Source organism: Mycobacterium shunyiense (genome assembly GCF_058270035.1).
This window is the reverse complement of sequence record NZ_JBZDPT010000011.1, coordinates 56,703-81,643: the sequence shown is the minus strand read 5'-3', so window position 1 is coordinate 81,643 and position 24,941 is coordinate 56,703. Positions and strand designations below refer to the sequence as shown.

26 protein-coding genes are annotated in these 24,941 nt (G+C 66.4%); 16 read left to right on the top strand and 10 right to left on the bottom strand.

All coding sequences use genetic code 11. The annotated features are described in order from the left end of the window. Positions 1–4: 4 nt before the first annotated feature. Positions 5–1,579, bottom strand: a complete 1,575-nt coding sequence (locus tag AC4ELS_RS09160) for a 4-coumarate--CoA ligase family protein (RefSeq protein WP_499046841.1) — start codon at positions 1,577–1,579, stop codon at positions 5–7. A 12-nt stretch (positions 1,580–1,591) separates the two neighbouring features. Continuing rightward, the gene (locus AC4ELS_RS09155; RefSeq protein ID WP_499046838.1) at positions 1,592–1,993 is read right to left on the bottom strand and encodes an MmcQ/YjbR family DNA-binding protein; all 402 of its coding nucleotides are present in this window, start codon (positions 1,991–1,993) and stop codon (positions 1,592–1,594) included. Between the two features lie 94 nt (positions 1,994–2,087). Between AC4ELS_RS09155 and AC4ELS_RS09150 the strand changes: the two genes are divergently transcribed. Beyond that, positions 2,088–2,678, top strand: a complete 591-nt coding sequence (locus AC4ELS_RS09150) for a class I SAM-dependent methyltransferase (protein WP_499047006.1) — start codon at positions 2,088–2,090, stop codon at positions 2,676–2,678. Positions 2,679–2,745: 67 nt separating this feature from the next. Beyond that, positions 2,746–4,830: an NAD-dependent DNA ligase LigA gene (ligA, locus tag AC4ELS_RS09145; protein WP_499047004.1), complete on the top strand. Its 2,085-nt coding sequence runs from the start codon at positions 2,746–2,748 to the stop codon at positions 4,828–4,830. A 6-nt stretch (positions 4,831–4,836) separates the two neighbouring features. Here ligA and AC4ELS_RS09140 read toward each other — a convergent pair whose 3' ends face one another. Continuing rightward, positions 4,837–5,496 carry an ACT domain-containing protein gene (locus tag AC4ELS_RS09140; protein WP_499046836.1) on the bottom strand — a complete coding sequence of 220 codons (660 nt, stop codon included), beginning with the start codon at positions 5,494–5,496 and terminating at the stop codon, positions 4,837–4,839. A gap of 179 nt (positions 5,497–5,675) precedes the next feature. On the opposite strand from AC4ELS_RS09140, the gene AC4ELS_RS09135 reads away from it, so the two are divergent. The 8 genes from AC4ELS_RS09135 to AC4ELS_RS09100 all read left to right on the top strand — a co-directional run bounded on the left by AC4ELS_RS09135 (position 5,676) and on the right by AC4ELS_RS09100 (position 12,540). Further along, positions 5,676–6,443 carry a DUF4190 domain-containing protein gene (locus AC4ELS_RS09135; protein WP_448446918.1) on the top strand — a complete coding sequence of 256 codons (768 nt, stop codon included), beginning with the start codon at positions 5,676–5,678 and terminating at the stop codon, positions 6,441–6,443. A gap of 19 nt (positions 6,444–6,462) precedes the next feature. Beyond that, on the top strand, positions 6,463–7,284 hold the full coding sequence (locus AC4ELS_RS09130; RefSeq protein ID WP_499046834.1) for a hypothetical protein: 822 nt from the start codon (positions 6,463–6,465) through the stop codon (positions 7,282–7,284). Between the two features lie 148 nt (positions 7,285–7,432). Continuing rightward, a complete protein-coding gene (locus tag AC4ELS_RS09125) occupies positions 7,433–8,008 on the top strand; it encodes a hypothetical protein (RefSeq protein WP_448446915.1) in 576 nt (191 codons plus the stop codon). A 39-nt stretch (positions 8,009–8,047) separates the two neighbouring features. Next, entirely contained in the window at positions 8,048–8,875 is an 828-nt protein-coding gene (locus AC4ELS_RS09120; RefSeq protein ID WP_499046831.1) for a hypothetical protein, read from the top strand. Between the two features lie 106 nt (positions 8,876–8,981). Continuing rightward, complete coding sequence (locus AC4ELS_RS09115) at positions 8,982–9,554, top strand: hypothetical protein (RefSeq protein WP_131811635.1); 573 nt, start codon at positions 8,982–8,984, stop codon at positions 9,552–9,554. A 65-nt stretch (positions 9,555–9,619) separates the two neighbouring features. After that, complete coding sequence (gene gatC / locus AC4ELS_RS09110; protein ID WP_064881926.1) at positions 9,620–9,919, top strand: Asp-tRNA(Asn)/Glu-tRNA(Gln) amidotransferase subunit GatC; 300 nt, start codon at positions 9,620–9,622, stop codon at positions 9,917–9,919. Positions 9,920–9,924: 5 nt separating this feature from the next. Next, a complete protein-coding gene (gatA, locus tag AC4ELS_RS09105) occupies positions 9,925–11,406 on the top strand; it encodes an Asp-tRNA(Asn)/Glu-tRNA(Gln) amidotransferase subunit GatA (RefSeq protein WP_064881987.1) in 1,482 nt (493 codons plus the stop codon). Positions 11,407–11,508: 102 nt separating this feature from the next. After that, positions 11,509–12,540 (top strand): ATP-dependent 6-phosphofructokinase, encoded by a 1,032-nt coding sequence (locus AC4ELS_RS09100; RefSeq protein ID WP_064881925.1) that lies wholly within the window; start codon positions 11,509–11,511, stop codon positions 12,538–12,540. A gap of 15 nt (positions 12,541–12,555) precedes the next feature. Here the strand turns inward: AC4ELS_RS09100 and AC4ELS_RS09095 are convergent, their stop codons facing one another. Beyond that, on the bottom strand, positions 12,556–13,248 hold the full coding sequence (locus AC4ELS_RS09095; RefSeq protein WP_064881985.1) for an NAD(P)-dependent oxidoreductase: 693 nt from the start codon (positions 13,246–13,248) through the stop codon (positions 12,556–12,558). A gap of 74 nt (positions 13,249–13,322) precedes the next feature. Between AC4ELS_RS09095 and AC4ELS_RS09090 the strand changes: the two genes are divergently transcribed. Continuing rightward, positions 13,323–13,796: a MarR family winged helix-turn-helix transcriptional regulator gene (locus tag AC4ELS_RS09090; RefSeq protein WP_448446910.1), complete on the top strand. Its 474-nt coding sequence runs from the start codon at positions 13,323–13,325 to the stop codon at positions 13,794–13,796. 24 nt (positions 13,797–13,820) lie between these two features. Continuing rightward, positions 13,821–15,332: an Asp-tRNA(Asn)/Glu-tRNA(Gln) amidotransferase subunit GatB gene (gene gatB, locus AC4ELS_RS09085; protein WP_448446908.1), complete on the top strand. Its 1,512-nt coding sequence runs from the start codon at positions 13,821–13,823 to the stop codon at positions 15,330–15,332. Between the two features lie 7 nt (positions 15,333–15,339). Here gatB and AC4ELS_RS09080 read toward each other — a convergent pair whose 3' ends face one another. Next, entirely contained in the window at positions 15,340–15,999 is a 660-nt protein-coding gene (locus tag AC4ELS_RS09080) for a TetR/AcrR family transcriptional regulator (protein ID WP_064960699.1), read from the bottom strand. Positions 16,000–16,100: 101 nt separating this feature from the next. Next, on the bottom strand, positions 16,101–17,219 hold the full coding sequence (locus tag AC4ELS_RS09075; RefSeq protein WP_499046829.1) for a PQQ-dependent sugar dehydrogenase: 1,119 nt from the start codon (positions 17,217–17,219) through the stop codon (positions 16,101–16,103). A 135-nt stretch (positions 17,220–17,354) separates the two neighbouring features. Between AC4ELS_RS09075 and AC4ELS_RS09070 the strand changes: the two genes are divergently transcribed. Beyond that, positions 17,355–18,197 carry a DoxX family protein gene (locus tag AC4ELS_RS09070; protein WP_064881917.1) on the top strand — a complete coding sequence of 281 codons (843 nt, stop codon included), beginning with the start codon at positions 17,355–17,357 and terminating at the stop codon, positions 18,195–18,197. A gap of 26 nt (positions 18,198–18,223) precedes the next feature. Here AC4ELS_RS09070 and AC4ELS_RS09065 read toward each other — a convergent pair whose 3' ends face one another. Then, positions 18,224–18,565, bottom strand: coding sequence for a PH domain-containing protein (locus AC4ELS_RS09065; RefSeq protein ID WP_064881916.1), 342 nt, complete (start codon positions 18,563–18,565; stop codon positions 18,224–18,226). Positions 18,566–18,932: 367 nt separating this feature from the next. On the opposite strand from AC4ELS_RS09065, the gene AC4ELS_RS09060 reads away from it, so the two are divergent. The 3 genes from AC4ELS_RS09060 to ilvC are packed head-to-tail and all read left to right on the top strand — an operon-like array spanning position 18,933 to position 22,376. Beyond that, complete coding sequence (locus AC4ELS_RS09060; RefSeq protein WP_064931348.1) at positions 18,933–20,795, top strand: acetolactate synthase large subunit; 1,863 nt, start codon at positions 18,933–18,935, stop codon at positions 20,793–20,795. Beyond that, positions 20,795–21,307 carry an acetolactate synthase small subunit gene (gene ilvN / locus AC4ELS_RS09055; RefSeq protein ID WP_055112725.1) on the top strand — a complete coding sequence of 171 codons (513 nt, stop codon included), beginning with the start codon at positions 20,795–20,797 and terminating at the stop codon, positions 21,305–21,307. The genes AC4ELS_RS09060 and ilvN overlap by 1 nt, the downstream gene beginning before the upstream one ends. A 55-nt stretch (positions 21,308–21,362) precedes the next feature. Beyond that, the gene (ilvC, locus tag AC4ELS_RS09050) at positions 21,363–22,376 is read left to right on the top strand and encodes a ketol-acid reductoisomerase (RefSeq protein WP_064881915.1); all 1,014 of its coding nucleotides are present in this window, start codon (positions 21,363–21,365) and stop codon (positions 22,374–22,376) included. Positions 22,377–22,447: 71 nt separating this feature from the next. Here ilvC and AC4ELS_RS09045 read toward each other — a convergent pair whose 3' ends face one another. From AC4ELS_RS09045 to AC4ELS_RS09035, 3 genes are all read right to left on the bottom strand, one after another. After that, positions 22,448–22,789: a hypothetical protein gene (locus AC4ELS_RS09045; RefSeq protein WP_448446903.1), complete on the bottom strand. Its 342-nt coding sequence runs from the start codon at positions 22,787–22,789 to the stop codon at positions 22,448–22,450. A 67-nt stretch (positions 22,790–22,856) separates the two neighbouring features. Beyond that, positions 22,857–23,468, bottom strand: coding sequence for an NAD(P)H:quinone oxidoreductase (gene wrbA / locus AC4ELS_RS09040; protein WP_064881909.1), 612 nt, complete (start codon positions 23,466–23,468; stop codon positions 22,857–22,859). Beyond that, a complete protein-coding gene (locus AC4ELS_RS09035) occupies positions 23,465–24,895 on the bottom strand; it encodes a phytoene desaturase family protein (RefSeq protein ID WP_499046825.1) in 1,431 nt (476 codons plus the stop codon). The genes wrbA and AC4ELS_RS09035 overlap by 4 nt, the downstream gene beginning before the upstream one ends. Positions 24,896–24,941 lie beyond the last annotated feature (46 nt).

Below are 24,941 nucleotides of genomic sequence, written 5' to 3'. Positions count from 1 at the left end.
TGGTCTAGCCGCCGCGGAGTTCCCGGCGCAGGATCTTGCCGGCCGACGACTTGGGGATTGCGTCGATGAATTCGACCTGGCGCACCTTCTTGTAGGGAGCCACCAGACCGGCGACGAACGCCATCACCTCGTCGGCGCTCAATTCGGATGCAGGCTGTTTGACCACAAAGGCTTTCGGCACTTCCTCGCCGGATTCCTTGTCCTGGACCCCGATCACCGCGGCATCGGCTATGCCGGGGTGGCCCAGCAGCACGGCCTCCAATTCGGCCGGCGGCACCTGGTAGCCCTTGTACTTGATGAGTTCCTTCAGCCGGTCGACGACGTAGACACAGCCGGCGGAATCGACCTGCGCCAGATCTCCAGTGTGCAGGAAGCCGTCGGCGTCGATGGTCTCCTGCGTGGCCGCTTCGTTGTTGAGGTAGCCGGCCATCACGTTGGGGCCCTTGAACCAGAGTTCGCCGGTTTCGCTCAAACCCTCTGCGGGGATCTCGATTTCCTTACCGGTGTCGGGGTCGACCAGCTTGCTCACGCCGTTGGGGACGGTCCAGCCGCACGAGTCGAGCGGAGCCACCGTGCCCACCGCAGCCAGTCCACCGTCGTGCGGGGTGATGTGGCTGACCGGACTCAACTCGCTCATGCCGTAGCCCTGAGACACCGTGCAGCTCAATCGATCTGCGACCGCGCGACCCAGATCGGCGTCGAGGGAGGCCGCACCGGAGAGGACGGCCCGCAACGAGGACAGGTCGTAGGAATCGACCAGCGGGTGCTTGGCCAGTGCGACGGCCACCGGCGGGGCGATGTAGACGAAGGTGCACCGGCGGTTCGCGATGTTGCCCAGAAATTCGCCGAGATCGAACGACGGCATGATGACCAGTTGGGCGCGCGCATGCAGGGCGGCGTTGAGCAGCACCGTCATGCCGTAGATGTGGAAGAACGGCAGCACGGCCAACAGCCGGTCATCGGAGGTCAAACCCTGCAACGGGCGGATCTGAGCGACGTTGGCGGTCAGGTTGGCGTGGGTGAGCATGACACCCTTGGGGTTGGCCGTGGTGCCCGAGCTGTAGGGGAGCGCCGCGAGATGGGTGGCCGGATCGAAGCTCACCTCGGGCGCCGGGCCGTCGGCGCCGAGTCCGGCGCCGTCGAGTACCACCACCTGGTCCTCGGTGAGGCCGGCTCCCAGTGCTCCCTCAAGGGCCTGGGGTTGCAGCGCGCTCACCGTGACCAGCAGGCGGGCCTTCGAATCCTTGAGCTGCTTGGTGATGTCCCGTGCCGTGAACAGTGCGTTGACGGTGGTGGCGGTGGCCCCGGCGCGCAGGATGCCGTGGAACGCGATCGCGAAATCCGAACTGTTGGGGGACAGCAGTGCCACCACGTCACCGACACCGATCCCGCGGGCCGCCAACCCTCCGGCGAATGCGTCGATCCGGCTGACCAGATCGCCGTAGCTGGTTTCGGTACCGGACTTGGCATCCACCAAGGCGATCCGGTCCGCGTCGGCCGGCGACATGTCGGCGAACAGGTAGTCGTAGACGCTGACGGTCGGCAGGTCGACGTCGGGGAATGGGCTGGCGAAACTCATGGCTGTTTCCGATCAGTTCTCGTCGAGTTGTTTGATGAGGCGGCGTGAGGCGACCAGGCGGAACGAGGCGTCGATGAGTTCGCGGACCTCGCTCCAATCCACCTTCGCCGCAGTGAAGTCCAGACCGAGCCAGCCGAAGGGGCCCATGTAGGCCGGGAAGAAGAAGCGGCTGTCCTGTTCGAGTGCCCGACGGTCGCTCTCGTCCACCTTGATCAGCAGAGAATGTGGGTACGGCACCATCTCGCCGCGGCGCTCGGGTTTGACGTTCCCGCCGTACATGGCGAACATCTTCGGCGCGCAGAACACCGGGCGTCCCCACGAGATCTTCTCGAATGCCTCGGGAAATCCCAGGGCAATTGTGCGGAGTTCGGCCAGGCCCAAGTCGTCGTCGCTGAACATGATCGGGTGCGGCATGTCGACAGGGTAGCGGTAGGTGAGGACTTCCAGAATTGATTGTTAGGCTAGCCTTGCCTTATCGAGTAGGAAGGTGGACATGCCCACGACTTGGTTGGATTCCCTGACCCGGCAAACCCGCCGGACGGGTAGGTATCCGTATCCCCATCGGGCTGCCTACTTCTTGAACAATCCGTTGCGGCGACTCAGCGGCGATGACGACCGTGCAGTCAAACGGCTCGAGCTGACCGGGTTCGAGCGGGTGCTCGAAATCGGGCCGGGCCCCGGATATTTCAGCGTCGCGATCGCCCGCAACCTGCCCCGGGGCCGGCTGGACCTGTTGGACATTCAACTGGAGATGCTGGATAAATCCCGCAGCGCCCTGGACCGCGCCGAGTGCTACAACGTCAGCTTCCACATGGGCGATGCCGACGGAGAGCTCCCGTTCTATGACGACAGTTTCGACGTGGCATTCCTGGCTTCGTCGTTCGGTGAGATATCGGACAGGCGAGGGTGCATCCGGTCCTTGCACCGGATCCTCAAACCCGGTGCGCTGCTGATATTCCGGGAAGGGTTCCCTGACCCGGACCGCCTGAGTGTGGCCGAGCTACGTGAGCTGGTGGAAGCCGATGACTTCGAGTTCTGCGATGCCACCGGGAACCGCTGGCACGACATCGTGAAGTTCCGCCGGTTGCCGCTGCCCTGAGCTGTCGGCGCACTCGACTAGCCTGCTCAGGGTGAGTGAGAAGCCGCCCGTGGATACCGACGCCGTGCTGCCCGAACAGCCCGATGCCGACCTGCGACGGCGTTGGCAGGAGCTTGCCGACGAGGTGCGTGGTCACCAGTTCCGCTACTACGTCAAGGATGCGCCGATCGTCTCGGACGCCGAATTCGACACCATGCTGCGGGAGCTGCAGGCGCTGGAATCCGACCACCCCGAGCTGCGAACACCCGATTCCCCGACCCAGCTGGTCGGTGGCGCCGGGTTCGCCACCGAATTCGCCCCGGCCGAGCACCTCGAACGGATGCTGTCCCTGGACAACGTGTTCGATTCCGACGAGCTGTCGGCCTGGGCAGCCCGGATCAGCGGGGAGACGGGCGATGCCGCGCACTACCTGTGCGAACTCAAGATCGACGGCGTCGCGCTCGCACTCGTCTACCGCAATGGGCGGCTGGTTCGGGCCGCCACCCGCGGTGACGGGCGCAGCGGTGAGGACGTGACACTCAACGCCCGCACCATCACCGACATCCCCGAGCAGCTGATGGCCTCCGACGAGTTCCCGGTGCCCGCAGTGCTGGAAGTACGTGGCGAGGTGTTCTTCCGGGTCGCCGACTTCGATGAGCTCAACGCCGGATTGGTCGCCGAGGGTAAGCCGCCCTTCGCCAACCCACGAAACAGTGCAGCGGGCTCGCTGCGCCAGAAGAATCCTGCGGTCACGGCGCGCCGCCGGTTGCGGATGATCTGTCACGGGTTGGGCCATACCGAAGGCTTCAGCCCTGCGTCGTTGCACGACGCCTACCGGGCGCTGGGCCAGTGGGGCCTGCCGGTGTCCGCACACACGGCCAAGGTGTCCGGAGTCGCCGCGGTCGCCGAGCGGATCGCGTACTGGGGCGAGCACCGCCATGACGTCGACCACGAGATCGACGGCCTGGTCGTCAAGGTCGACGAGGTGGCGCTGCAACGTCGGCTCGGATCGACCTCGCGCGCCCCTCGCTGGGCGGTGGCCTACAAATACCCACCGGAAGAGGCCACCACGAAGCTGCTCGACATCCGGGTGAGCGTGGGGCGGACCGGCCGGGTCACACCGTTCGCCTACATGGAGCCTGTCAAGGTGGCCGGCTCAACTGTCGGGTTGGCCACACTGCACAACGCGACCGAAGTTCAGCGCAAGGGCGTGCTGATCGGCGACACCGTGGTGATCCGCAAGGCCGGCGACGTCATCCCCGAGGTGCTCGGCCCGGTGGTCGACCTGCGGGACGGATCCGAGCATGCGTTCGTCATGCCGACCAATTGCCCCGAATGCGGCACCGTGTTGGCCCCGGCCAAGGAGGGCGACGCCGACATCCGCTGCCCGAACACCCGCAGTTGCCCGGCGCAGTTGCGGGAGAGGGTGTTTCACGTCGCGGGCCGCGGCGCGTTCGACATCGAGGGGCTCGGCTACGAGGCCGCCACCGCGCTGTTGCAGGCCGGGGTGATCGCCGACGAGGGCGATCTCTTTACTTTGACCGCCGACCAGTTGCTGCGCACCGAGCTGTTCACCACGAAGGCCGGCGAACTGTCGGCCAACGGCAAGCGCCTGCTGGCCAATCTCGACAAGGCCAAGGCCCAGCCGTTGTGGCGGGTGCTGGTGGCCTTGTCGATCCGACATGTCGGTCCCACCGCCGCACGTGCATTGGCCACGGAGTTCGCCAGCCTCGACGCCATCGTCGCGGCCTCCGAGGAACAGCTCGCCGCGGTGGAAGGCGTGGGCCCGACCATCGCCGCCGCGGTAGTCGACTGGTTCACCGTCGACTGGCACCGCGCCATCGTCGACAAGTGGCGTGACGCCGGGGTCCGGATGGCCGACGAGCGCGACGCGAGCATCGAGCGCACGCTGGAAGGCCTGTCGATCGTGGTGACGGGCTCACTGCCCGGGTTCTCCCGCGACGAGGCCAAGGAGGCCATCATCAGCCGCGGCGGCAAGGCCGCCAGCTCGGTGTCGAAGAAAACCGCGTACGTGGTCGCCGGGGACGCGCCCGGATCCAAGTACGACAAGGCCGTCGAACTCGGGGTCCCGATCCTGGACGAGGACGGCTTCCGCACGCTGCTCGCGGAAGGTCCGCCGGCCGCCGACGAGGCCACGGCCGACGAAGGTTAGTCCGGTTCAGCGCAGGATCGTCGCGACGATCCCGGCCAGGTAACCCAACCGCGCCACCTCCGACGGCCGGAAACCCGGACCACCTGGGCGGCCCAACAGGATCGCGGTGTTGTGGTCGCCCAGTGGCGCGGCGGCCAGCGTGGTGTCCATGTCACTCCAGACCTGTGGCACCCATGGCTCGGTGCCGTTGAGCGTCGAAGCCCGTTCCAACGGCAGCCACGGCGCCGACTGTGCCTGGGTCTCGGGTGCGCCGTGGCTCGCGGCGACCCGTTCCACTGTGTCACCATTGGACCGGACCACCGTGCACCAGCCGACCCGCAGAACTCGTGGCGCTTCTTCGGCGAGCACCTGCAGCCGCTGTGCCTTCGAACGGGCCGCCGCGACGTGGTCGATCAATTCAAGTTCGCGGTGCGCCTCCAGCAGCCCGGTATGGGGCCGGATGCTGTCGACATAGACGCCGGACAGGTTTTCGGCGGCGGTGATCAAGCTGTCGGGCATCGAACCCTGCGGCAGGTCGACGACCAGATCGTCGATGGCGTAGCCGGTTCCACGCTCGACGACGTCGAGGGACAGGATGTCGGCGCCGACCGACCCGAGCGCCACGGCGAGCGAGCCGAGGCTGCCTGGTCGGTCCTCTAGCTGGACCCGGAGCAGATACGAAGGCACACGCATCACTGTTGCACAGGGGGAGTCTCAGGGCATGCCGGTAGGCCGCCGGGCGACGTCGCGACGCGGGCCGAGCCGAGGGGAAATTGGTGTCAGCTCCCCAGGCCAGGCCCGGTTACGATGCTCGCGCAGGGGTGTTCACAGGTAACTTTCACCGTGATCGGGGGGCTCGTCGCGCGATGACGCAGTGGGGAAGCGGTTGGCCCGCCGACAACGGCACATTCGGAAGCCCATTGCAGCCGTTCGGTACACCGCCGGATACCTCGCAGCCACCACCGACAGCGGGGTCCCGTTGGCCCTTGATTGCGTTGGTCGTCGGGATCTGCGCCTTGGCCGTCGCGCTCTTTCCCGCCGGTATCGGATTTGTGGCGATACCCGTCGGGATCTTCGGCATCGTCGCGGGCGTCTTGGGCCTGCAGGCAGCACAGCGCGACGGGCGCGGCGCGGGCAGCGCGATCACCGGAATCGTGGTGTCGGTGCTGGCGATGGCCCTTGCCGCGGTGATGTTCTTCATCGTGTATCGGACGCCGGCACCGGCACCGGCATCCGCAGCCCCCACGACAACGACCTCGAAGAAGTTGGCCCCGGCGACGGTGATCCCGGAGAACAACTACGACATCCAATCGGTCCTCAAAGACGAAGTCGACGTCAGCTTCGGCCCGTACAGCGACGACGGCGGCGACTTTATTGTGCGGGATCCGGTGGCCGAGATGACGGTGGTCAGCAAGCGCGACATCCCCCGCACGTGCCGCTTCACCGTACGGGCGGTCGACGGTGCGGGAGCCGAGATCCGGGGTGGATACCTGCTGGACATGAGGCTCAATCCTGGAACCACCGCTCGCGAGAACATCTTCAGTCTGGGCCAGAGCAGCATCAAACGCGAGGACGCAGATCGGTTGCGGACCGGGACATTCGAAGTGACCAAGGCAAGTTGCTCGCCTTACTGAGCATGTGGAGGGATATGCGATGACCGGTTTCGGGCAGCAACCGCCTGGCGGCGGGTTCGATTCGCCGTTCGGTGATCCGTTCGCGGCGGGTGGCCAGGCCCATGGACAACAGCACGGGTATCCCGATGCTGGGTTGGCAGCACCGCCGCCGATCGGTCAGCCGTTGTCGCCGCGAGCCGACTCGGCCGGTGAGCTGTGGCCGATCCTGTCCGTGGTGATCGGAATCATCGGCGTAGCACTCGTGTTGGTCCCGTTCTACAGCGACGCCCCGTTCTGGCTCGGCCTGATCGGGGCCGTCATCGGCTTGGCGGGTCTTGCTGCGGGGATCGTCGGTATACGCCAGGCTGGTCGCGATCGGGAACAGGTTCCGGCACTGGCGATTTCCGGTGTGGTGGCCGCGGGTGTTGCCGTTGTTCTTACGGTGAGTTCCGTTCTGGTTCACGTCAATTCGCCCAGCGGGAGCTCACCCGCCTCGTCAGCAGGGGCGGATGAGAGTGGCGCGACCAACACTGTCTTGCGCGACGAACTCGACGTCACGTTCGGGGCGTTCGAGTACACGCTCGACGGCGGCGCTAACAAGGTGTGGAGCAACAAAATACCGGTCACGTTCCATAACAAGACGAGCACTGCTCGCGACTTCGGGGTCGACATCGGAGCATTCGTCGACGAGCGCACCCAGATTGGTGGCACCTTCTTCAGTAAGGGCGGAAATCCGGGGACGTTGGAAGGCGACGCCACCACCACGGTGGAGTACTTCACTTTCGAAACCGATCCTGCAGTCGCCGAGAAGCTCAAGTCGGCAGAGTTCAAGGTCGTCGCCGCCCGGAGCAGGGAGGTCTGACGTGACGGGACCATTCGGCGGGCAACCGCCTGAATTCGGAAGCGGATTCGGCGCGCATCCGCCGAACATCCTCGGACAAACCGGCCAACCGGTATCGCCCGCTCCGCAGCAAACCCACGGTGCCACATCGGTACTCGCGATCATTTCGGTGATCGTGGGTGTCGGTGCACTACTACTGGCGTTTGTGCCCTATTACGTCGGGTTGGTTGCGTCGGTGGCCGGTATCGCCGGACTGACAGTCGGAATCGTTGCTCTGGTACGACGGGGAACCGACGGGCCGACTCTTGCTGCGATCGGCACTGCCACCTCGGCGCTCGCCCTCATCATGGGCATCGTCATGACCCTCGTCTATTCAGGTTCGGGCGATGGGGTCGAGACGCCCCCAGCGCAGACGGCGGCCCCGCGAGCAGACCGAGCGAACACACAAAACGTGCTCGCCGACCAGCTCGAGGTGGCAGTCGGAGACTTTGTGATGTCGAGCGGGAAAGGTGAGTTGTCGGTCACCGTGACGAATCGCCTGACAGAAGCACGGACGTTCTATGTGCTGATCGGGGCCTTCGAAGGAACCACCCAATTGGCGACGTCTTCGATCGAGGAAACGCTGAACGCTGGACAGACGAAGAAAACCAAGGCTTTTGACGGTTCCAAGAGTCCCGTGGACTACGACCAGATCAAGAACGCGACCTTCCGAGTGATCGAGGCGAGTTCCCGTGAACCGAAATAGCCGAGACGAGACGTTCATGCACTGTGGGGAGCCGATCCGATGACCGGGCCAGATCCGTGGGGCACTCCGCCCGACTATCCGCCGTCGGCGGGTGGCTTTGGCGGGCAACAGTTCCCACCCACGCCCGGGGCCCCGAATTCCGGTGGTGGTCCATCGTGGGGTTACGCCGCACCCCCATCTATGTACGGCGGTGGGGCACCGCAGTTGACCCCGGATTACGGAGTCCCGATGGCCGGGTACGGCGCAGCGCCCCGTGCGCGGAGCGCCGGGACCGGATGGCGGCGAAGGTGGCCGCTGGTCTCCCTGGTGGTCGGCGCCTGCGGAATAGGACTGGCCTTCGCGCCGCCACCGGCGGGCTGGGTGGGTGCGGTTGCCGGTGTCTTCGGGATCATTGCCGCCGCCATCGGATGGCTGCGGCGGGAACGCGTACACGACGAATCGGTGGTTCCATCGGTTCTCGGCGGCGGTTTGTCCGCCATCGCCATCGCCATCGCCATCGGTATGGGGTTCGTCTACGGCGGGTCCGAGGTCGTATCAGCGGCCGGCGACGGCCTTGACGTCGAAATCGGTAACTATGAGTTTGAGTTCCAACCCGCCTCCGACGGCTACGCGGATCGAGTCGTGAACAACCGATTGAAGGTGAAGGTGACGAGTAGGTCGGCAACCGGCGGACAATTCTCGTTGTCGATCGGAGCCTATGAGGGCGACTCCAACAATCAGATCCAGGCCGACCGGACTGTCTTGCATTTGGTTCCGGGTGCTTCGCAAGACATCGAGATGTTCACCGGGCCGGTGAGCAAGGAACGAGCCGACGAGCTCAAGGGCGCCAACTTCCGGGTTATCGATGTCACGACACCAGGTCTCTGAGAGGTAGACGATGTACACCGCCACACCGATTCCCGCGGCACCCACAGGTCCGAGCTCCGGTGGCAGCACACCGCACCTGTGGTCGGCTGCCGCGACCATCGCCGGATTGATCGGCATGGCGCTGGCGTTGTTCTCACTGGTTCCGGCGGCCACCGTCGTGGCCGGTATCGGCGTTGCCGCAGGCATCGTCGCCCTGCTCCGCACTGCCGCGGCCCACCCGCTACCGGCCGTTACGGGCACGGTGATATCCGCACTCGCGGTCGCGGTCAGCGTTGTCATGCTCGTGGCACCGGCACTCACGACGCCGACAACCAAGTCCGATGCGGCAGGTCCCTCTGCTGAGCTCGGTGGCGAGGAGTTCATGAATGAAAACCTCGAAGACGTTCTCGCGAATGAGCTGCAGGTCGATTTCGGCGAGGTCTCCGTCACCCCGTCCGGATCACCCAAGTTGTCCCTCACGCTGACCAATAAAACTGACCGGACACGCAGCTTCTTCGTGACGCTCGGTGCATTCGACAGCAGTGGCGTCCAGATCGCCACGGACTCGGGTGCAGGAGCTCTCCTTGGGCCGCATGCCATCCAGAAACGAACTGCGTTCGGGTCGGTCCATGACAAATCGACTGTTGAAAAAATGAAGTCGGCGACATTCAAAGTCGTGGCGGTCACGCGCACGCTCTAGCGCCACACAGCGGCGGGTGCTGCCGCTGTATGACACCTCTGGTGCTTTGACTAGGCTGCTTTGTCGTGTCGAAGATCTCCCGAGACGAGGTTGCCCATCTGGCGCGTCTGGCGCGTCTGGCGCTGACCGACGACGAACTGGACAGTTTCGCCGGCCAGCTGGATGCCATCCTCGGCCATGTCAGCCAGATCCAGTCCGTCGACGTCACCGGCGTGGAGGCGACGGGCAACCCGCTGAAGGACGTGAATGTCAGTCGCCCTGACGTCGTCGAGCCGTGCCTGACGCAGGAGGAGGCGCTGGCCGCGGCGCCGCGCGCCGAAGACGGCCGCTTCGCCGTGCCGCGGATTCTCGGAGAGGGTGAATGACGAGCATGAGTGAGCTGACCCGTCGCGATGCGGCGACCCTGGGTGCCCAGATCGCGGCCAAGGAGGTCTCCTCGACCGAGGTGACCCGGGCCCACCTGGACCAGATTGCCGAGACCGACGAGCGATTCAACGCCTTTCTGCATGTGGCGGCCGATTCGGCGCTCGCCACCGCGGCCCGGATCGACGCGGCCGTGGCCGCGGGCGAGACGCTGCCCTCGCCGCTGGCCGGGGTTCCGCTGGCGCTCAAGGACGTCTTCACCGCCACCGACATGCCGACCACCGCGGGATCCAAGATCCTCGAAGGCTGGCGCGCACCGTACGACGCGACCGTCACCGCCAAGCTGCGCGCAGCGGGCATCCCGATCCTCGGCAAGACGAACATGGACGAATTCGCCATGGGATCGTCGACCGAGAATTCGGCCTACGGACCGACCCGTAACCCGTGGAACACCGAGCGGGTACCCGGCGGGTCGGGCGGCGGTAGCGCTGCGGCACTGGCCGCGTACCAGGCTCCGCTGGCGATCGGCACCGACACCGGCGGATCGATCCGTCAGCCGGCCGCGCTGACCGCGACCGTCGGCGTCAAGCCGACATACGGCACGGTCTCACGCTACGGCCTGATCGCCTGCGCGTCGTCGCTGGATCAGGGCGGTCCGTGTGCGCGCACGGTGCTCGACACCGCGCTGCTGCACCAGGTGATCGCCGGCCACGATCCCCGCGATTCCACCTCCGTCGACGCCCCGGTGCCCGACGTGGTCGGTGCCGCCCGGGCCGGTGCGGCAGGCGATCTCAAGGGCGTGCGTGTCGGTGTTGTCAAGCAGTTGCGGGGCGAGGGTTACCAGCCCGGCGTGCTGGAGTCGTTCAATGCCGCAGTCGCCCAACTGACCGCGCTCGGCGCCGAGGTCAGCGAGGTCGACTGCCCGCACTTCGACCATGCGATGGACGCCTACTACCTCATCCTGCCGTCGGAGGTGTCGAGCAACCTGGCACGGTTCGACGCGATGCGATTCGGGCTGCGGGTCGGTGATGACGGCACGCACAGCGCCGAGGAGGTCATGGCGTTGACCCGGGCCGCCGGGTTCGGGCCGGAGGTCAAGCGCCGGATCATGATCGGTACCTACGCGTTGTCGGCGGGCTACTACGACGCCTACTACAACCAGGCGCAGAAGGTGCGGACCCTGATCGCCCGCGACCTGGAGCAGGCTTACCAGAGCGTGGACGTCCTGGTGTCGCCGGCGACGCCGACCACTGCATTCCGGCTGGGGGAGAAGGTCGACGATCCGTTGGCCATGTACCTGTTCGACCTGTGCACGTTGCCGTTGAACCTGGCCGGCCACTGTGGCATGTCGGTGCCCTCGGGGCTGTCGCCCGACGACGGCCTGCCGGTCGGTCTGCAGATCATGGCGCCGGCCCTGGCCGATGACCGGCTGTACCGCGTCGGCGCGGCCTACGAGGCCGCCCGCGGCCCGTTGCCCAGCGCTCTGTAATTCCCGGCGAGCAGACGCAGAGTCACATGAAAATCGTGTGTCTCGTGCAATTGTGCGTCTGCTCGGCCCACTGAAACGGTCGCCGGAGGGCAAGATGGGGCCATGCGCATCGGAGTTCTCACCGGCGGCGGTGATTGTCCTGGCCTGAACGCGGTGATCCGGGCGGTGGTGCGTACCTGCGACCAGCGCTACGGCTCGTCGGTGGTCGGATTCCTCGACGGCTGGCGAGGGTTGTTGGAGGATCGCCGAATCCAATTGGCCAACGATGATCGCAATGACCGGTTGTTGGCCAAGGGCGGAACCATGCTGGGCACCGCGCGGGTCAACCCCGACAAGCTGCGGGCGGGCCTGGATCAGATCAAGCAGACCCTCGAAGACAACGGGATCGACGTGTTGATCCCGATCGGGGGTGAAGGCACTCTGACCGCCGCGCACTGGTTGTCCGAGGAGAACGTCCCGGTGGTGGGGGTGCCCAAGACCATCGACAACGACATCGACTGCACGGACGTGACTTTCGGTCACGACACGGCGCTGCAGGTGGCAACCGAGGCCATCGACCGGCTGCACAGCACCGCCGAATCCCACCAGCGCGTCATGCTGGTCGAGGTGATGGGCCGGCATGCCGGCTGGATCGCGCTCAACGCCGGGCTGGCGTCGGGCGCGCACATGACCCTGATCCCCGAGCAGCCCTTCGATGTCGAGGAAGTGTGCCGGCTGGTCAAGAAGCGGTTCCAGCACGGATCGTCACACTTCATCTGCGTGGTGGCAGAGGGGGCGAAGCCGGCCGAGGGCACCATGCAACTGCGTCAGGGCGGCATGGACGAGTTCGGGCATGAGAAATTCACCGGTGTGGCACAGCAATTGGCGCTCGAGGTGGAGAAGCGCATCAAAAAGGATGTACGCGTCACGGTCCTCGGCCACGTCCAGCGCGGCGGTACCCCGACGGCTTATGACCGCGTGCTGGCCACCCGGTTCGGTGTGAACGCGGCCGACGCCGCGCATGCCGGCGAGTTCGGGATGATGGTGTCGTTGCAGGGGCAGGACATCGGCCGGGTACCGCTGGCCGATGCGACCCGCCACCTCAAACTGGTACCGCAGTCCCGTTACGACGACGCCGCCGAGTTCTTCGGCTGAGCGCGCGCGGGAACGTCATGCGCTCTTGAGCGCTTCGCGGCGTAACAGTTGCCACATGGACGGCGTGTCTACAGTCGTCGAAACCGTCACGGTCGCACCGGTTTCCGGTGAATCGGCCAGCTTCAGCAGGTAGTCGGCAAGGTCGGTGCGCGACGTGAACGCGCCCACCGGGTCGCACTGGCCGGCAATGTAATCGGTGACGTTCGGCAGGTCGAACAGGCCGGACGGCCGCACGATCGTCCAGTCCAGTCCGCTGGCGGTCACGACCTCTTCCATGCGACGCATGTCGGCGTAGAGGGTCCTGCCGAAGATGCGGCTGATGACGGGCTGGACCAGGCGCAGCGCGAACGGCGTAGCGGTGCGGCCGGGATAGTCGGCGATCGCGGTCGAACTCACGACGGCCAACCTCTCGACCCCGGTCCGGTGCATCGCGGTGACGATGTTGCTCACGCCGATCGAGTAGGTGTCGACGGGATCCATCGTGAACGTGACGCCCAGGGTGGACAGGACTGCGTCAGCGCCGTCGACGGCGGCGGCGACCGCGTCCGCGTCCCGCACGTCGGCCTCGGCCACGGTGAGTGCGGCGCCGGTGACGGGGAACGCCTCGGGGTGGCGGGTGACCGCCACGACGTCGTGCCCGGCGTCGAGGGCCCGGCGGGTGAGCAGACGTCCGGTTGCCCCGTTGGCGCCAAAGATGGCGATTCGCATGTTGCCTCCCAATTAGTCACTAATAGTGACAATCACGTTATATGACAATCACTAACAGTGCTAGTGTCGGCGGCATGGTTGAGGAACCGTCCGGTGTGTCCGCTCTCGACGAGCGCATCCCGTTCCTGCTGTCCCAACTCGGCGCATATGTGGCCGATGGCTTCAGAGCGAAGCTGGAGCCGTTGGGTCTGCATCCCAGGGCCACCGCGGTTCTGCTGGCACTCGCCGGTGTCGACGGGCAGTCGCAGCGCGAGCTCTGCGAACGCCTTGGGCTGCACCGCAATGTCATGGTCGCGCTGATCGATACGCTGGAGGCCGAGGGCCTCGTCGAACGCCGGGCGCATCCCGATGACCGGCGGGCATTCGCCGTATCTCTGACCGGGCGGGCGCGCGAGTTGGTCCCAGCCCTGGACTCCGCAGGTCGTGCACTTGAGGACGAGGTGACGGCGTCACTGTCCGACGACGAACGCACCGCGCTGCGCCACCTGCTGCGCCGGTTGTCGGCCGCGGCCGGCCTGATCCCCGGCGTCCACCCCGGACTGGCCTGAAACGGCCCCATTAGGATCGACACCATGTCTGTCGCTACCGCCGAACTCGTTGACTACGACGACGTCATCGCCACCTATGAGCCCGTGATGGGTATGGAGGTTCACGTCGAGCTGTCCACGGCCACCAAGATGTTCTGCGGCTGCGCCAACCGGTTCGGTGCCGAGCCGAACACCCTGGTCTGCCCGGTGTGCCTGGGGCTGCCCGGGTCGCTGCCGGTGCTCAACGAGGCGGCGGTCGAGTCGGCGATCCGGATCGGCCTCGCGCTCAACTGCGACATCGCGCCGTGGGGCCGGTTCGCTCGGAAGAACTACTTCTACCCCGACCAGCCGAAGAACTACCAGATCTCGCAGTACGACGAGCCGATCGCGATCGACGGATACCTCGACGTGCCGCTCGACGATGGCACCACCTTCCGCGTCGAGATCGAGCGTGCGCACATGGAGGAGGACACCGGCAAGCTGACCCATCTGGGTAGCGACACCGGCCGTATCGCGGGTGCGACGACCTCGCTCGCCGATTTCAACCGTGCCGGTGTTCCGTTGATCGAGATTGTCACCAGGCCGATCGAGGGCACCGGGGCACGGGCACCGGAGATCGCCCGCGCCTATGTGACCGCGCTGCGAGATCTGTTGCGTGGCTTGGGTGTATCGGATGTCCGGATGGATCAGGGGTCGATGCGGTGCGACTCGAACCTGTCACTGAAGCCGGTCGGGGCCACCGAGTTCGGCACCCGTACCGAGACCAAGAACGTGAACTCGCTCAAGAGCGTCGAGGTCGCCGTCCGGTATGAGATGCGCCGCCAGGCAGCGGTTCTCAATTCCGGTGGCACGGTCACCCAGGAGACGCGGCATTTCCACGAGGACGGCTACACCTCTCCGGGCCGCAGCAAGGAGACCGCGCAGGACTACCGGTACTTCCCCGAGCCCGACCTCGAGCCTGTCGCCCCCGACGCAGCGCTCGTCGAACGCCTGCGTCAGACCATCCCCGAGCTGCCGTGGTTGGCGCGCAAGCGGATTCAGCAGGACTGGGGCATCTCCGACGAGGTGATGCGTGACCTGGTCAACGCCGGTGCGGTGGAGTTGGTGGCAGCCACCGTCTCCCACGGCGCCTCCAGCGAGGCCGCCCGCGCCTGGTGGGGCAACTTCCTGGTGCAGAAGGCGAACGAATCCGAGGTCGAGCTCGAGACATTGCCGATCACCCCGGCCCAGGTGGCCGTCGTGGTCAAGCTCGTCGACGAGGGCAAGCTGTCCAACAAACTGGCCCGACAGGTCATCGAGGGAGTGTTGGCCGGCGAGGGCGAACCCGAGCAGGTGATGGCCGACCGTGGGCTGGCGCTCGTGCGCGACGACTCGGTGATCCAGGCTGCCGTTGATAAAGCGCTCGAGGCTCAGCCCGACGTCGCGGACAAGATCCGCGGTGGCAAGGTCCAGGCCGCCGGGGCGATTGTCGGTGCGGTGATGAAGGCGACCAAGGGTTCTGCCGACGCGGCCCGGGTACGCGAGCTGGTGCTGGCCGCTTGCGGCCAGAGCGGGTAACCGCGCGTTACTTGACGGCGCCGGCGAACATCGTCATCGCGGCGGCGGCATATTGCTCGAGCCGTTCGCGTGGGTAGCTGGCCGGGTCGTGCACGGCGAGGCGGCCGAGCATCTCCGCGAACGACAGCAAGGTGTGGCCGAGAAGCTCGGGATCCAGTGCGGACAGCCGGGGATCCACGGCTATGCCCGCCTTTGCCATTTGCTTGAGCTCCGCGAGGATCTGGTTGCGGGCGTTGCGGACCGCTGCGTGGACATCCCGCGGCGCGGTGTCGGGTTCGGTGAGGATGAGCCGCCAGCGGGCCGGATTCTCCAGCACGCAGCGTAGGAAACCGGTGACCGTCGCCGTGTAGGCATCTGCCGGTCCGGTTACCGACAGATTCTCGGGCAGGGTGGTCAGGACCTGGCTCAGGCCCCGCTGGTGCTCCCGGACGAGCAACGCAGCCACCAGTTCGGTGCGGGTCCGAAACGCGGTATAGAGAACGGGTTTGCCGACGCCACCGGCCTCAGCGACCCCCTCCATGGTCAGCTCGTGCAGGGGGCAATCGTGGAGCACCGTCAAAGCTGCGTCCAGCAGTTGCTCGCGCCGCTCTTCACGCGGTAGCCGCGGTGCGTATCTGCGGCGCTGGCGGTCAGGCACCCGGGTAATGGTACGTGATAGGCGAACCATTTCTAAGGGCACATTGTGGGCGTTGTATTCATATCAGCCGATTGACGCTGCCGGTCCCGGTCCGGGCCGGGGAGTCGATCTAGGCCGAAATGTCTTGTGTCCTAGGTGTTGTCAGCATTGCTGCGCGGGAAGCCGCCGCCCTGCGGGAAGAGCGGGAAGACGACGTCGTCGAAGTTCTCGGCATCTCCGGCGGTCCGGTTCACGGTTGCGCCCCACACGTTGCCGTCGGGGGAGAGCTGCAACGCCCAGGCATGACCGCGCACGTTCTCCCGGACCACCTCCGGGTCACCGGTGACCGCGCCGGTATCGGGCGCCAGGCGTACGGCGACGGTCTTCTTGACGTTGACCAGGTTCACCAACACCGTGCCCTCCAAGGCGGCGCACCCGGCGACGCCCGGCCGGTCCGGCCAGGTCCACACCGTGGAAATATTAGAATCCTTGGTGATGCGCTGCAGTCGATCGGCGCTCGGGGTGCGGTCGGTGACGTAGAGCGAGCCGTCCGACGAATCGACACACATTCCGCCCGCGCCACCCAGGCCGCTGAGCGCTGTGGTGACCGGGGCCTGGTTGACGGTGGTGGGCTGTTCGATGCGCAGTACCTTGCCTGCCAGCGATGCGGGATCGGCGGCCAATGCCGGGTCGCCCGCATCGCCCGTCTGCACCAGCAGGGTGGTCTTGCTTGTGAACGTCAGCGCCCCCATGTTGCCGGTGGCACCCTTCGGAATGCCGGTGAGGATGGGTTTCGGCACGTCGCCGTCGGCGATGCGGATCACGCGGTTGTCCGTCGGAGTGCTGACATAGGCGTACATCAGACGGTCCTGGCCGTAGGTCGGCGACAGCACGATGTCCATCAGTCCGCCGTCGCCGGACGGATCGACGGGGATCGTCACCTTGACCTTCGGCTCGGCCTTCACCGACACCTGCTTGACCGCGCCGGTGAGCCGCTCGGCGACCAGGGCTGACTGGCTGTCGGGCAGCATGATCAGACCGCTGGTGCTGTCGAGGCAGCCCTGCATGACACCTGTCGCCTTGCATTCCTTGGGGAACGGCTTGGCCGGCAGCGGCGGCGGCGGCGGTGGTGTGGTGGTCGGCCCCGGTGCCATCTTGGGCTCGGTGGTGAAAGGTTCGGACTGGGCCGCGTCGAACCGGGCACAGCCCGACCCGACAAGCATCGCGGCACACAGAACGGCGGCCACCCCCATCAGCCGGCGCGATTTCATGCCGCCAGATTACGGATCGCTCGGCGGTGCGCGCCACGTCGGGACCGCGCGTCGGATCCGTAGCAGGTCGATACCAGGCGGAAGCGCCGGGGTAAATACCCGGATCGGACCGAACTTGCACTTACCCTGGCAGCTGTGACCAGCCACCCACAGGACCCACAAGCCTGGCAACGACCGGGTTACTCGGACGATTCCGCCAGGCCGGCCGGGGCCAGCCTGGTCGACCCCGAAGACGACCTGCCGTCGGAAAACTACGGCGGCGACTTCGAGACCACCGCCATTCCCCGCTACGATTCGAAAGCCGGCGACCAGTCCGCATTCAGCCTGGTCTCCGACCCCGAGCCACTGCCGTACGTGCAATCCGGCGGGCCGGCCCCCATGGCCCCGTTCTCAGCCGAACCGGCCGAGATCGAACGCGACGACTTCATCGACGACCGGGTCCGGGCGGCCGGCCGACGCGGCACCCAGGACCTCGGCCTGCTGATCCTGCGCGTCGCGCTGGGCGGGCTGATGATCATCCACGGCCTGCAGAAGGCCTTCGGCTGGTGGGGCGGCCCAGGGCTGGACGGGTTCAACTCGTCGCTGGACGAGATGGGCTTCAAGAACGCCGACATCCTGACCTATGCCGCCACCGGCGGGCAGATCGCCGCAGGTGTGCTGCTGGTCCTCGGGTTGTTCACCCCGATCGCGGCGGCCGGCGCACTGGCCTACCTGATCAACGGGGTGCTGGCCACCGCGATGGCGGCGCATGAGCAGGCCCGCCTCGCGGAAGTCATCACCGACGGCACCGAATACCGGATGATCGTCGTCGTCGCCGCAGCCGCGATCATCCTGACCGGGCCGGGCCGCTACGGATTCGACGCCGGCCGCGGCTGGGCCCGACGCCCCTTCGTGGGTTCCTTCGTGGCCCTGGTGCTCGGCGTGGCCGGCGGCATCGCCATCTGGGTGTTGCTCAACGGCGGCAACCCGCTGGGTTGAGGCGGCGCTGAACGTCGTTTGAACCGTCAGGCGTACGGATTCGGTACGCGGCCGCCGCTCACCTCGGTGAGCAACGGCAGTGTTGCGAACGTCACGGCAGGCAGGCGCAGGTCCGTACCGTCGCTCAAATCTGCGATCGCCCAAGAGGACCGGTCGAACCGCAATCCCTTGATCTCGGTCCACGACACGGTGCGGCTGCGCGTCAGCGACCGCGCTGTGACGGTGTCGGCATCGGCGGTCGTGCGGTACCGAATGATGGCCGCCGACAACGCAATCGGGATCACCAGCAGCACCGAGAACCAGGTCGGATTGCTCAGGACCAGCGTCAGCAGGCCGAGCGTCAGGAATCCGACTGCCAGGTGCGCCATGGGCGATATCCGGATTACGACAGGGGCGGTTGCCGATCGTGCGCTCACAGGTTCATCCTTGCACCACCCGGCGGGCGGCCCCGCCGGCGTCACCGGGCGTCCGGCGCTCAGCGGAACCAATTTGACCTTTAACCTGTACGGCAGCTACCGTCGGGTGCTATGCAGAACCCCGGATTGCTCGTAGTAATTGGTTGGCGCGTTGATGCCGCGCTGGCCCTCTGCCGGGCATAGCCAACCGCATCGACGCGCCACCCTCGTACAGCTACCGGCTGACGGGGGTTTTTTATTTGCCCACAAGCGCGCCGTAATCAATGAAAAATTGAAACTTCCTGAAGAGGAATGTGAAGCAGACCGTGAAGAGGACATCGTGAGCGCACCGACAACGCGACCGCCAGCCCGGTCGGGAACCGCGCCTGCCAACGGCGCAACCACCGCCAAATCAGATTCGGGACAGCCCAACCGGGTTGCACCGCAGCAGCTCACCGGCGCCCAGGCGGTCGTCCGGTCGCTGGAAGAGCTCGGCGTCGACGTCGTCTTCGGGATCCCCGGTGGCGCCGTGCTGCCGGTCTACGATCCGCTGTTCGACTCGCAGAAGCTGCGCCACGTGCTGGTCCGCCATGAGCAGGGCGCCGGCCACGCCGCCAGCGGCTATGCCCACGCCACGGGCAAGGTCGGCGTGATGATGGCTACCTCCGGCCCCGGCGCGACCAACCTGATCACCCCGCTGGCCGACGCCCAGATGGACTCCATCCCCGTGGTGGCCATCACCGGGCAGGTGGGCCGCAGCCTGATCGGCACCGACGCCTTCCAGGAAGCCGACATCACCGGCATGACCATGCCGATCACCAAGCACAACTTCCTGGTGCGCAACGGTGACGACATCGCCCAGGTGATGGCCGAGGCCTTCTACATCGCCAGCTCGGGGCGCCCGGGCGCGGTGCTCGTCGACGTTCCCAAGGACATCCTGCAGGCCCAGTGCACCTTCTCCTGGCCGCCGCAGATGGACCTGCCCGGGTACAAGCCGAACACCAAGCCGCACAGCCGCCAGGTGCGTGAGGCCGCCAAGCTGATCGCCGCGGCGCACAAGCCGGTGCTCTACGTCGGTGGTGGTGTGATCCGTGGTGAGGCCAGCGCTGAACTGCTCGAGCTGGCCGAGCTGACCGGCATCCCGGTCGTCACCACGCTCATGGCCCGCGGCGCGTTCCCGGACAGCCACCCGCAGCACCTGGGGATGCCGGGCATGCACGGCACCGTGGCCGCGGTGGGTGCGTTGCAGAAGAGCGACCTGCTGATCGCTCTTGGCACTCGGTTCGACGACCGGGTCACCGGTCAGCTGTCCTCGTTCGCCCCTGAGGCGAAGGTGATCCACGCCGACATCGACCCCGCCGAGATCGGCAAGAACCGGCACGCCGACGTCCCCATCGTGGGTGACGTGAAGGCCGTCATCACCGATCTGATCGAGGTGCTGCGCCGCGATGGAACGACCAGTGCCGCATTGAAATTGGACGGCTGGTGGGAGTACCTGTCCGGACTGAAGTCGACCTACCCGCTGAGCTACGGCCCGCAGAGCGATGGCAGCCTCAGCCCCGAGTACGTCATCGAGAAGCTGGGTCAGATCGCCGGACCCGAGGCGGTCTATGTCGCCGGGGTCGGCCAGCACCAGATGTGGGCCGCGCAGTTCGTCAAGTACGAGAACCCCAAGACGTGGCTGAACTCCGGTGGCCTTGGCACCATGGGCTTCGCCGTCCCGGCGGCCATGGGCGCCAAGTTCGCCCGCCCCGAGGCCGAGGTGTGGGCCATCGACGGTGACGGCTGCTTCCAGATGACCAACCAGGAGCTGGCCACCTGTGCCATCGAGGGCGCACCGATCAAGGTGGCGTTGATCAACAACGGCAACCTGGGCATGGTGCGGCAGTGGCAGACGCTGTTCTACGACCAGCGCTACAGCCAGACCGATCTGGCCACGCACTCGCGTCGGATCCCGGACTTCGTCAAGCTGGCCGAGGCGCTGGGCTGCGTCGGGCTGCGCTGCGAGCGGGCCGAGGACGTCGAGGACGTCATCAACCAGGCCCGGGCGATCAACGACCGCCCGGTGGTCATCGACTTCATCGTCGGTGCCGATGCGCAGGTGTGGCCGATGGTCGCCGCCGGCACCAGCAACGACGAGATCATGGCAGCTCGGGACATCCGGCCGCTGTTCGACGAAAACGACGCCGAGGGGCACGCCTGATGAGCAACACCACGCCCACCCACACGCTTTCGGTGCTGGTCGAGGACAAACCCGGTGTCCTCGCCCGGGTGGCCACACTGTTCTCCCGTCGTGGCTACAACATCCAGTCCCTGGCTGTGGGTGCCACCGAGCAGAAGCACATGTCGCGGATGACGATCGTCGTCAGTGTCGAGGAATCGCCGCTGGAGCAAATCACCAAGCAGCTCAACAAGCTGGTCAATGTGATCAAGATCGTCGAGCAGGAGGACGACAGCTCGGTCTCCCGCGAACTCGCCCTGATCAAGGTGCGCGCCGACGCGAGCAACCGCGGTCAGGTCATCGAAGCGGTGAACCTGTTCCGCGCCAAGGTGGTTGACGTTTCGACCGAGTCCCTGACCGTCGAGGCCACCGGGACCTCGGAAAAGCTGGAGGCCCTGCTGCGGGTCCTGGAGCCCTACGGTATCCGTGAGATCGCACAGTCCGGCATGGTGTCGGTCTCGCGCGGACCCCGTGGTATCAGCGCAGTGAAGTAAGCACGTCAAGTAGCGTTAGTCGGCTGTAGAGCTAGAAAGAGAAGGAAAATTTCGCATGGCAGTTGAGATGTTTTACGACGCCGACGCGGACCTGTCGATCATCCAGGGTCGCAAGGTCGCCGTCATCGGCTACGGCAGCCAGGGGCACGCGCATTCGCTGTCGCTGCGCGATTCGGGTGTCCAGGTCAAGGTCGGCCTGAAAGAGGGCTCGAAGTCCCGCGTCAAGGTCGAAGAGCAGGGCCTCGAGGTCGGCACCCCCGCAGAGGTCGCCAAGTGGGCCGACGTGATCATGGTGCTCGCGCCCGACACCGCGCAGGCCGAGATCTTCAAGAACGACATCGAGCCCAACCTTGAGGACGGCAACGCGCTGTTCTTCGGCCACGGCCTCAACATCCACTTCGGTCTGATCAAGGCTCCGGCCAACGTCACCGTCGGCATGGTCGCCCCCAAGGGGCCCGGCCACCTGGTGCGTCGCCAGTTCGTCGACGGCAAGGGTGTGCCCTGCCTGATCGCCGTCGACCAGGACCCGAAGGGCGAGGGCCAGGCCCTGGCGCTCTCGTACGCCGCCGCGATCGGCGGTGCCCGCGCCGGCGTCATCAAGACCACCTTCAAGGAAGAGACCGAGACCGACCTGTTCGGCGAGCAGGCCGTGCTCTGCGGTGGCACCGAAGAGCTGGTCAAGGCCGGCTTCGAGGTCATGGTCGAGGCGGGCTACGCCCCGGAGATGGCCTACTTCGAGGTGCTGCACGAGCTCAAGCTCATCGTCGACCTGATGTACGAGGGCGGCATCGCCCGCATGAACTACTCGGTGTCCGACACCGCGGAGTTCGGCGGCTACCTGTCGGGTCCGCGGGTCATCGACGCCGACACCAAGCAGCGCATGCGCGACATCCTGACCGACATCCAGGACGGCACCTTCGTCAAGCGCCTGGTCGCCAACGTCGAGGGCGGCAACAAGGAGCTCGAAGGTCTTCGCAAGGCCAACGCCGAGCACCCGATCGAGGTCACCGGCAAGAAGCTGCGCGACCTGATGAGCTGGGTCGACCGGCCGATCACCGAAACGGCATAACTGCTGCGTTCACTGGCCAGTTATTGCACGCGAATCACTAAAAGCGTGCAGTAACTGGCCTTTCGGCGTTTCTAGACGATTCGGTAGCCGATCGCCGCGAGCGTGCGGGCCACATTTCTACCTTCGGCGCTGCCGGGAAGCTTCTCGGTGCTGTCGATCTGCAGGCCCTCACCGACGACGCCGAACAGCTCGGTCGACACCGGGTCGTCGGGCTCCGGCGGCTCGATGCGGCCGTCCGGGTAGATGCACTGCGCTCGCATGGCCCACATCGTCTGCGCGGCGGCGACGACGTTGTACCCGTGCAGCGGCGGGCTCACGTGATAGAGCTCCAGGTCGCCCACCGCGAACAACTTCATGACCGGATCCAGGTGTGGGACTGATCCCACCAACCGTGCGACGCCCCCAAAGTTCACGCATCAAATCTAAGCGGCCTCGGCAGTGCTGCAGCGCAGCAGTTTTCCCGGCCCCAGCCGTCGGCGGCTACGAACCCAGTCGCGCCGCCACACTGACGACCCGCCGGGCAAGGTGATCCAGCGCGTCGTAGGTGGTGTCGTCGAACTCGCTGATGTTGTCGTGGTTGGCCAGCAGGCTGGCGCCGTACGGGTTGCCGTCGACGAATTTGAGCGGATCGGTGTAGCCCGGCGGGACGATGATCCCGCCCCAGTGCATCAACGTCACGTAGAGCGTCAGCAGCGTGGTCTCCTGCCCGCCATGCGCGGTGTTGGTCGAGGTGAACCCGGCGTAGACCTTGTCGGCGAGCTTGCCTTGTGACCACAGGCCGCCGAGCGAATCGAGGAATGCGCGCAATTGCGAAGCGACAGAACCGAATCGGGTGGGGGAGCCGAAGATCACCGCGTCTGCCCAGACGATGTCGTCACCGGTGGCGCTCGGTTGATCCTTGGTGGCTTCGTAATTCGCGGTCCAGGCCGGATTGTGAGCGAAGGACTCTGGATCGGCGGTCTCGGCGACGGGCCGCAACCGCACCTCGGCACCTGCGGCCTCGGCGGTGGCGGTGACCCGCTGAGCCATGTGCGTGCCGTGGCCGGTCGCGGAGTAGTAGATGACGGCGACCTTGGGTGCAGGAGTGGTCATGGTGCCAGCTTAGGCAGATCCCGCATACCGAACTCGCGTTTGAGCACGGTGCGGGCGGCGTAGAACCCGGCCATCCCGTGCACGCCACCACCCGGCGGAGTGGCCGACGAGCACAGGTAGGCCTTGGGGATCGGGGTGGTCCACGGGTCGAACCGTGGAGTGGGCCCCAGCAGCGCGCTGGCCATGTTGTTGCCCCCCACACCGATATCGCCGCCGACCAGGTTGGCGTTGTGCTCGTCCATCCGCGACGCGGGCACGCTGCGGACCCCGACCACCAGATCGCGGAAGCCCGGGGCGAATCGTTCGAAGATGTCGGTGACCACCGTGGCCATGTCCCGCGTCGAATTGTTGGGTACGTGGACATAGGTCCACAGCGGGCGCCGGTCGGCGTCATCGATGCGGGATGCGTCGGCGACGTGGGGGAGCGCGCCCAGCACCATCGGCCACTCGGCGTGGCGGCCCGCGGCGATCTCGGACTCGGCCAGTGCCATCTGTGCCCGGCTGCCACCCAGGTGCAGGGTCGGCGCCTGGGCCAGACACGGGTCACGCCAAGGGATCTCGCCGCTCAGCACGAAATCGACCTTCGCCACTCCCGGTCCGTAGCGGTAGCGGCTCAACGCCCGCGCATAGCGAGGCGGCAGGGCCTTGCCGTAGATCGACAGCAGCGCGGTCGGTGCGGTGTCGTAGATGACCACGCCCGACGGTGGTTCAGTGACCTCGTGTCCGAGGACGAGTTCGCCGCCGTGCGCGGTGAGATCGGCGATCAGCGCATCCGGTATCGCCTGGGATCCGCCGATCGGGATCGGCCATCCCACAGCATGTCCCAGCGTCGCCAGCATCAGACCAGCGCCACCCGATACCAGTGACGGCATCGTCGAGATCGTGTGTGCCGCAACACCACTGAACAACGCACGGGCATCTTCGCCCGTCAGTGTGCGCCACAACGGGGTGCCTTGGGCGAGCAATCGGGGCGCGACACGCGCGGCCGCGGTCAGCGACGGCGGTAGCGACCGCTTGTCGCCGAGGATCAGGCCCACCACGTCATCGCACTCGGCAGCCAGCGGACCGAGCAGCCGTCGCCACGAATCTCCGTGGTCCAGTTCGGAGCACGTGCGCTCGATGTCGCGGTAACCGATCGCCGCCGGGCGGTGCTGCAACGGGCTGGCGTAGGAAATCTCGGGGACCGCCAGTTGCACCCCGCGGGCGGTCAGGTCGTAGGCGGCGAAGAACGGCGACGCCAACGCCAGCGGGTGCACCGCTGAACAGATGTCGTGGCTGACTCCGGGATATTCCGGGTCCGGCATGGTGCGTGCCCCACCGCCCGGGGTGGGTTGCGCTTCGATGACGCGTACGGCCAGTCCGGCCCGGGCACAGATGACCGCGGCGGACAGGCCGTTGGGGCCGCTGCCGACGATTGTGACGTCCACGCCCATCAGTACACCGCACGCGGTTCGGCTGTGGTAGGGCGCACAC